Raw genomic sequence first — 7,692 nt, 5'->3', positions numbered from 1 at the left:
GAGAAGTCGGTGATCGTGTCGTGGCCGCTCCCCTTCGTCATGATGAAGATATCGTCGCCACCGCCGCCGGTCAGCGTATCGTTGCCCTCCAGGCCGACCAGGGTCTGGCGCCCCTCGCCACCCGTCAGGACGTTGTTCAGAGAGTTTCCGGTGCCAATGAGCTTGTCACCCAAGATTTCGAGGTTCTCAACGTTCGCACCTAACTTGTAATCAATGCGGTACGTTGTGACGACGTCGTAGCCGCCGTTTGCCTCTTCCTCCACTACATCCTTACTGGATATGACGAAATAGCGGTCATTGCCCAGCCCGCCCTTCAGAAAGGTACCGGCGATGCTAGAGGCCAGGTAGTCGTTGCCGTTAGTTCCTAGAACTTGCGCAGCGTACTTTGGAAGGGAGGTCGACGCCATTTCTAAAACCCTTAGGGGGACATGACTCGACGGTACTCGCAAAATTTTCAGACTTGCCGAACTTGGCAGGTTTGATTTGAAACTCATTCAATTAGTATTTGAAAGATTTTCTCTGGCCTGAACCTTGCCGATGCGGGCAACCAAAGCCGGCCCATCGGATCGTTCGATCCAATGGGGGCCAAGGCCAGCGAATAAGCCATACGTAGACCTACCCATGATGGTGCTGCGAATCCAAACGGCCGGCAAACCTGAAGCTGACCACCCTACGCTGAAACGCCATAGTTCATCACTTCACCCCATTTGTGTATGATGCGATGCAGCAGAGGGCATTTCCTGCCCTTCGGCTGGTGCCTTTGAGGTTCGTCGAGCTGGCATATGCCTGGGACGGCAGGGGCTTAGTGGAATAGGGAACCATGAGCAGAACCGAGAGCAGGCTGGCCTTAACGACGCAATCGTCCCCATTCGAGGTCCTATTTCGCGGAGACCTCGTCGTCTACATCATGTCATTCTTCCTGGTGACACTCCTCTTCAAGCCAAGGTGGACCGCCTCCAGCTCGATTGATGACGAACTGATCGAATTCTCGTCGAACGCCGACGCGAGCATCTACCGCCAGTTGATCTTCATCGCGCTCTTCCTGACGACGGTGGTGCTGTATCTAGCCAAGCGCGGCGTGCGAATGCCTAGAACAATATCGCTCCTGCAGTTGGCGACGATATCATGGATGCTAGTCAGCTTCAGCTGGTCAGATCAGCCGGCGATTGCTTTCCGTCGTGCAGTGCTGATGGCAATGGTCGCGCTCATTGCCGCACTCCTACTCGACGTTATGGGCGTTAAGAAAGCATTCAAAACTCTATACCTTACGTTCTCACTGTGTATCTTTCTGTCATATTTGTCGCTTCCGCTCCCATATGGAATCCATCCTGGTGACGAGATCGATGTCGCACTGATTGGCAATTGGAAGGGAATCTTCTTCCATAAGAATATCGCAGGCGCGGTCATGGGTGCCGCGGTGATTTTCTTCTTCTACGTCTTCCTGATCAAAAGAAGGTGGCGGGATTTGGGAATGCTGGCCTTAGCGGCCCTGTTCTTATACAAAACCCAATCCAAGACACCACACAATCTGCTCATTCCCTCACTCGCGTGCGGGTTAACCTATTGGTATTTCTGTCGGAACAGGAACGGACGCCCGGCCTTTTTGATCGGCGCCTATATGGCTGTAGGGCTCTTGGCCCTGATCGTGACGATGAACTGGGACGTCGTCGAGAGAGTCTTCAACGACCCCCAATCATTCAGTGGACGTGTAGCGATTTGGGAAGTCGCAGTCAGATACATCATCGACAACCCATGGCTGGGAGCGGGTTTCAACTCGTTTTGGGGCGTTCACTCTGCGGATTACGTGACTTCACGGTTCACGCTGGCGGTAGGACATGCCCACAGTGGCTACATTGAAGTCCTTGCTACGACTGGCATAATCGGCTTAGGACTGGCAGTCTGCGCCTCCATTTTGGCTCCGATCAGACAGATCCTGTTCGCTCCATCTTATTATGCGCCGACATATGCGATGCTCGCATCACTGATGTTCTTCTTCATTTTCGAAAACTTTTTTGAGGCGCAGTTCTACAACATCGACAAAGAGGCGTGGTCAATCCTCATGATAACGGTCTTTATCACGCGCCTCGCCTACGTCGAAACTCAAGCTGAGGTTCATGCAGAGAGGCTTGAGTACAAACGCCGCGGACGAATCCAAACGAAGTTTGCGCGCAAGGTGGGCGCGGGGAACTCGGCCGGGGTGCATCCCGGTGCGCGAACAGTAGGCTGATGGGACGGTAGGGCGCCCGTCACTCCTACGGTACGACGAATCTTGGAAGGAACGACCTTGCATCGACGCGACGTTTTGAAACTCGGCGCTACATTAACATCGGCTGGCATGCTTGGCTTGCCGTGGCCGCGTCACGGTTTTGCGGATAGTCGCTCGCTCCGCGAACGGGCCGACGCAAAAGGCTTGGTCTTTGGCTGCGCGGTGAAGTCACCGCAGCTGGGCACTGATATGCCGTATACCGACCTGATTGCCACTCAAGCCAATATGCTGGTTCACGAGTACGAATTGAAGCGGAAGAACGTCGAGCCCAGTCCTGGCCAATACGTTTTCGCCGGTGCGGACAAAGCCATGAATTTTGCTGCCGACAACGGACAGGCAGTGCGTGGACATACCCTCTGCTGGTTCCAGGCCAACCCGGATTGGCTGGAAGACGCACTTATGGTTCCAGTGGCTCAACGCGAGCAACTGCTGATTTCATATATCGATCGGGTGATCGACCGCTATGGCTCTCGGATGCAGTCCTGGGATGTCGTCAATGAGGTAATCGAGCCTCAACAGGCAGACTGGAATGGCATGCGCACTGATAATCCGTGGTGGCGAGCACTTGGTGAGCGTCACATCGATATCGCATTCCACGCCGCAAAAGAGAAGGCTGGCGAGGCGAAGCTGTACCTAAACGACTATAGCGTTGAGAACGACGTTCGGTGGAACGAGGACCGGCGCAACACGACTTTAAGGCTTCTTGAGCGTTTGAAGAAGCGGGACGTGCCAATCGAGGGCTATGGCATCCAAGGTCACCTAAAGCCTTATCGGGATCGTTTCGAACCGGAAGTGTTCGCCAAATTCCTTCGCGAGTTGGAAGGGTTCGGATTGCAAGTCATGGTCACTGAATTCGATGTTGCCGATGTTGACGGTCCTGCAGACCCAGCGGAACGTGATGCTGATATTGCCGCAGTCACCAAGAGCTTTCTTGACACTGCCTTGGACTCGCCGGCTTGCGCTGGTGTGCTGTGTTGGGGGATCACGGACGAGTATTCTTGGCTGTCAGACCTGGAGAAGTACAAACGAGCCGATGGAACGAAGACTAGGGGCCTTCCTTACGACGATCAGTACCGTCCTAAGCCGATGTGGGATGCGATTGCCGCTGCGCTGGATGCGGCACCTGCGCGGGTCCCCACATAGATCGCGCCGCCTCTCATCTCCGAGCATTGGCAATAGAGGGTCGGAAAAACAAATAATATGAGAACGCACTAGAGATGGATCGAAGGACTGAGGACTTACTCCGCCGAATTGCCGACAACGGCGGTAGCCTTCGTATGTTCGATCACGAGTTCGAAGACGAACTCGATGAACAGTGGTATTTCATATCTGCACTCGATGACAGGCTCATAGGTTACGACAGGAGCGATAGTTGGGGAGCTAGCTGCAACGTCTACCTTTTGGAACGTGGGTGGAGAAAGCTTGGCTTAGCGCCTCGAAAGAGCCTCTGGGGGGAGTTTGTCGAATTCATTTCCAACTTCCTAGTCTTTGGAAAGCGTTAGCCCCCGAGCGAAGCGATCGATGAGGTGACGTGACCGCTTAGCCACGTCATCGCCTATCGAGCAGGTAGTTGCGCATCTGGTTCGCTTCGGCGTTCGTAAGCGCCTGCGTAACGTAGATATCGCGCATTTTGCCCTGCCACGGGTTCGATCCGCCGCTGAGAGCGCCGATCATGGAACTTCCTGCCGTGATCGCAGGGACGGCGGAAACCGCAGCGCTCGCAACCCCATCCACTTCGACGATCGAAGCCGTTGGGCCTACCTTGCCGCGGAACAGCGTGCGGTTAGGGCCGGACGCCTGGGGGGCGACCACTGTCGCCGTGCCGGTGCCGCCGGTGCCGACCACCATCTGGAGGAAGCCGTCGGCTGCCCGCTTCGAGATGCGGATCTGCGTGCCGTAGGTCCCTCCGCCGATCGCCATGAGAGTGCGCTGCGTCGTCGTGTCCGTCGCCTCGTTCTGTACCAAGGCCCAGACTTCGATATCAGCCGCCCCCGATGCCAGCGAGTTGGCGATGGACAGGAAGTCGTTCGAGCCGTCGAATGCGAGGCAATTCACGCTTCCGGCCCAGGTTGCGGCATAGGCGGGCTGATTGGCTGCCGTTGCCTGGAGGGCATTGAAATAGGCCACCATGTCGCGCGCGCCCGTGACGGTACCGGATGCCACGTCCACGAGGTCGTCGCGATCGAACTGCCAGAAGGCGAGCAGCTTGCCGGCCAGCGCGTTGAGCGGATGATAGGTGCCGTCGCGTTGCGCCGCCCAGGCCGAGCCCGACCCAAGCATCTTTTTGAAGGTCTTCGCCGCGATCGGCTTGCTGTCGTCGGTCAGCTTGCATGCGAAATCCGCCTGCCCGGGGACGTTCTTATCCCAGTAGAAGGCGTGGGCGATCTTCTTACCGGCACACCAGCGCTCCAGGCCTGCGAACCAGTCTCGGCCGTCTTCGTTGAGGCCGAACTCGGGGAAGCAGAAACCCTTCCCGCGCGCTTGAGCGAAGGCATAGAAAGCGTTGAAGCCGTCGTCGAGATTGCTGTCGGAGCCCGCGATCTTGCGCAGGATGTCCTGCTGCTGGTTAAGCCCCTGAGACGTGACGAAGTAGGGATCGACGCCGATGAGGTCGATCATGTCGTCGCCGGGATAGCCGTCCTGCCAGTTGAAGCTGGCATCCCACTTCGTCGGGGTCGGAACGAGGCACCACGTGAAGCGGAAGCGCGGATCGACAGCCTTCAGGAGACCGATGACCCGGCGCATGGCCGCCTTATAGGGCGCTGCGCCCCCGTCCTTGTTGTAGGTCCAAGCCGGGAACGCCGATCGGTGGTTGCCCTCGTGTCCGGGACGGATCGGGATGTAGGCGTTCTTGCACATGCGCGAGATCACCTGCCCGATCTGCGTGATCACGGCGTCATGGGTGCCCGCGATCGTCTCGGCCAAGGGCTGTGTCGGCGTGGCTATCGGGAAGCCGACATCGAAGATGGCTGTCGAACCGGGATAGGCTGTGCTCTCCTGTTGCTGCGCGATGGTCAGGTTCTCAGCCCAAGTCTGTCCGGCTTCGACGAAGAGATGGGCGCCGGGGACGGTCGTCGGTGCCATCCAGGCCCGCTGAGTCTCCAGCGCCGCGTTGTTGTCGCCGCGCATTCCAAGCACGGAAAGCGGCAAAGGCGGCTGCACGAACCCGCCACCCGAGCCGGGGGTATCGCCTGACGTCCGGAGTCGAATTCGGCGGAGTTGATCTCGGCTTAGGACTTTCGCGGCCACGGGTTCACCTCATGAAAAAGGCGCCACACGGGCGCCGGGATGGACAACAAAAAACCCGGCACGATGGCCGGGCTCGCTTGACGTGGATCGTCAGGCGGCAGGGTTAGGGGTGCGATCCGCTTCGCTGGCTTCGGCAGCGATCAGGGCGGCGTTGAGCAAGTTGTTGACGGACGGCGATCCGAGCTCAAGCGCGACGTACTGTGCGATGATGATGGCTCGGACCAGTCGATTGGGATGCGTATGCAATCGCTTCATTGGCTCCCCCTTCGTAAAGCGCAGGGGTTACGCTACGTCATAACCATAGCGTGTGCACAGCAATCCTTGCGTGTTTACAACACTCGCATGAGACATTCCGTCACACCCACCCGTAGAACGCGACGGCGGCCACCATCACGAAGCGCCGGACCGCAGATACCTCATCCGCTGCCAGCGCCGCGTTGAACGCCCCACCCGCCGTGACACGATCAAAGCCGCGCCGCAGAAGCTCATCGTGAAGTGCGGCCGCCTTAAGATAGCGCGGGTCGTGCGGATCGAACGCCCAGCGCAGCGCCCAGGGAATCGACACGTCGAACACCGTCCCGTCGTCGATATGGACCCAGAAGCCGGAGCCCTTCGCTCCGATCTCCCAACTCGTGCGCCCGTGCTGGCGGTAGAGGATTCCGTCGAGGCGTTCGAAGACGACGACGGTCTCGGTGTAGGCGCTCACGCGATCTTGGCAGCCGCCACGAAAAGGGCGTCGATCGCCGCCTCGTCGAGGCCGAGCGCCGAGCCGATGCCGGCGACGAGCGGATGATCGCGCCGCAGGACGGTGGCCGACTGCCATTCGATCTGCGCCCGGCGGCCGTCGTCGCCCGTCATGGCCGCGATCGCCGCGTCGGCCTGGTCAAGGATCTTCGCGCCGAGAAGCGCGAGCTTTGCCTGCCGCATGGTGACGGAGAACACCTGACCCGTCACCGGCTCGCCGCCGATGGCCTCGATCTGCCACGTTCCACCGTCCTCGACGACGCGCTGCGTGGCGGGATCATAGGAGGCGAAGAACACGAACCCGAGCTCCCTGCGGCTGTCCGGCTGGTTGGCGAGATCGGTGCGCGACCAGCCCTCGTCGGTATAGGCGATGGCGGGCAGCTTCTCGGGCGGGCCGTTGTGGCGACGGTAGAGGTCGATCATCCGCTGGCCTCCGCGTAAACAAGAACGATCTGCGCGCCGCCGGGCGAGCCTGGGGTCGCGGTATAGCCGCTGGTAGCCGGCGCAAAGGCACCACCGGAACCCGCACCTGGATGACCTGCATTTAGCGAAGCTTCGTCGCCGCTCGAACTGCTGGCGCCTTGCGACCGCGTGCCGCCGGGCAATTCGGAGAAGCCAGGAGCCGAGGCGCCATTGCTGCCGGAGTTGGCAACGCCCTGAAGGTTGATATCCCCTCCGGAGGCGACGCCCGGCGTCTGATCGGTTGCGGCGCCCGCCGACATGTTGACGCTCGAACCCACGACCGTCGCGTTGCCGCTGGCATCGATCTTCAACGCAAGCTGCACACCCCTATCGAGTTCGACGACCTTTTTGCACGCCGCCCCGCTCGCGCCCCCGGACGCTGTTCCCGACCCCCTGACACCACGACCGCGACCACCACGTCCCCACGCATAGATCGTATAGATCCCGCCTTCCGGTACAACGAAGGTCTGAGAAGCACCCGACCAAGGCGAGGCCGGAGCACTCGGGCCGTTGAACTCGGCCAGAATAGTTACCGTCGATTTCTGCGACATCCCGGAGGCAGCGCGATCGGACAAACGATCGAAGGGGCGCCCAACGCCCATAGCGAACGCATCCATCAAGCCGGCTCCTCAAAGATCTTCTGCACATGCGCGTAGATTGCGCTGGCCTCCGAGGCGCTGATTTGCAGGCTGTCGCCGGGATCGAGCACCACACGGCGCGAGATGGCATCGCGTCGCTTGACGATGACGTTTGTCGGCAGGATCGGCCGCGAGACGTTGGACGCGCTGGCATCGATCAGCAAGCACTGCGGCACCTGCGGATCGGGTGCGCTGTCGGTCGCATAGGTCTTGATGTTCGACAGGGCGATCTCATAGGTGCGCACCTTCCCCTCGGACGCCGTGTTGGTGACGACGGTGGTGAGTGAGGTGGTCAGCGATGCGCCGCCGATGGCTGCGGTGTTGGGCATGGGG

Annotated in this window: 8 protein-coding genes and 1 pseudogene; 2 read left to right on the top strand and 7 right to left on the bottom strand. The window is 59.6% G+C overall.

Going from position 1 to position 7,692, the window contains the following annotated elements:
• Positions 1–407 (bottom strand): annotated as a pseudogene (locus tag H7A85_RS16080) (hypothetical protein); the annotation flags it as partial.
• A 413-nt stretch (positions 408–820) separates the two neighbouring features.
• Between H7A85_RS16080 and H7A85_RS16075 the strand changes: the two are divergent.
• Entirely contained in the window at positions 821–2,227 is a 1,407-nt protein-coding gene (locus tag H7A85_RS16075; RefSeq protein ID WP_182086969.1) for an O-antigen ligase family protein, read from the top strand.
• Between the two features lie 57 nt (positions 2,228–2,284).
• On the top strand, positions 2,285–3,409 hold the full coding sequence (locus H7A85_RS16070; RefSeq protein WP_182086968.1) for an endo-1,4-beta-xylanase: 1,125 nt from the start codon (positions 2,285–2,287) through the stop codon (positions 3,407–3,409).
• 405 nt (positions 3,410–3,814) lie between these two features.
• Here H7A85_RS16070 and H7A85_RS16065 read toward each other — a convergent pair whose 3' ends face one another.
• The 6 genes from H7A85_RS16065 to H7A85_RS16045 all read right to left on the bottom strand — a co-directional run bounded on the left by H7A85_RS16065 (position 3,815) and on the right by H7A85_RS16045 (position 7,688).
• Positions 3,815–5,515, bottom strand: coding sequence for a glycosyl hydrolase (locus H7A85_RS16065; protein ID WP_182086967.1), 1,701 nt, complete (start codon positions 5,513–5,515; stop codon positions 3,815–3,817).
• A 90-nt stretch (positions 5,516–5,605) separates the two neighbouring features.
• Positions 5,606–5,770 carry a hypothetical protein gene (locus H7A85_RS16060; RefSeq protein ID WP_182086966.1) on the bottom strand — a complete coding sequence of 55 codons (165 nt, stop codon included), beginning with the start codon at positions 5,768–5,770 and terminating at the stop codon, positions 5,606–5,608.
• 100 nt (positions 5,771–5,870) lie between these two features.
• A complete protein-coding gene (locus H7A85_RS16055; protein ID WP_210270267.1) occupies positions 5,871–6,221 on the bottom strand; it encodes a DUF1353 domain-containing protein in 351 nt (116 codons plus the stop codon).
• Positions 6,218–6,682: a hypothetical protein gene (locus H7A85_RS20755; protein WP_210270266.1), complete on the bottom strand. Its 465-nt coding sequence runs from the start codon at positions 6,680–6,682 to the stop codon at positions 6,218–6,220. Before H7A85_RS20755 ends, H7A85_RS16055 begins: the two co-directional genes overlap by 4 nt.
• The gene (locus tag H7A85_RS16050; protein ID WP_182086964.1) at positions 6,679–7,338 is read right to left on the bottom strand and encodes a hypothetical protein; all 660 of its coding nucleotides are present in this window, start codon (positions 7,336–7,338) and stop codon (positions 6,679–6,681) included. Before H7A85_RS16050 ends, H7A85_RS20755 begins: the two co-directional genes overlap by 4 nt.
• Positions 7,338–7,688, bottom strand: coding sequence for a hypothetical protein (locus H7A85_RS16045; protein WP_182086963.1), 351 nt, complete (start codon positions 7,686–7,688; stop codon positions 7,338–7,340). The genes H7A85_RS16050 and H7A85_RS16045 overlap by 1 nt, the downstream gene beginning before the upstream one ends.
• Between the last annotated feature and the right edge of the window lie 4 nt (positions 7,689–7,692).

This window comes from Aureimonas sp. ME7 (assembly GCF_903970965.1).
Lineage (GTDB): Bacteria > Pseudomonadota > Alphaproteobacteria > Rhizobiales > Rhizobiaceae > Aureimonas.
Note: the sequence above shows the minus strand (reverse complement) of the source record. Positions and strands in the feature narration are given on the sequence as shown.

Coding starts and splice junctions, on each gene's coding strand:
- H7A85_RS16050 (WP_182086964.1), bottom strand. CDS start 7,338: ATGGATGCGTTCGCTATGGGCGTTGGGCGCCCCTTCGATCGTTTGTCC.
- H7A85_RS16060 (WP_182086966.1), bottom strand. CDS start 5,770: ATGAAGCGATTGCATACGCATCCCAATCGACTGGTCCGAGCCATCATC.
- H7A85_RS20755 (WP_210270266.1), bottom strand. CDS start 6,682: ATGATCGACCTCTACCGTCGCCACAACGGCCCGCCCGAGAAGCTGCCC.
- H7A85_RS16045 (WP_182086963.1), bottom strand. CDS start 7,688: ATGCCCAACACCGCAGCCATCGGCGGCGCATCGCTGACCACCTCACTC.
- H7A85_RS16075 (WP_182086969.1), top strand. CDS start 821: ATGAGCAGAACCGAGAGCAGGCTGGCCTTAACGACGCAATCGTCCCCA.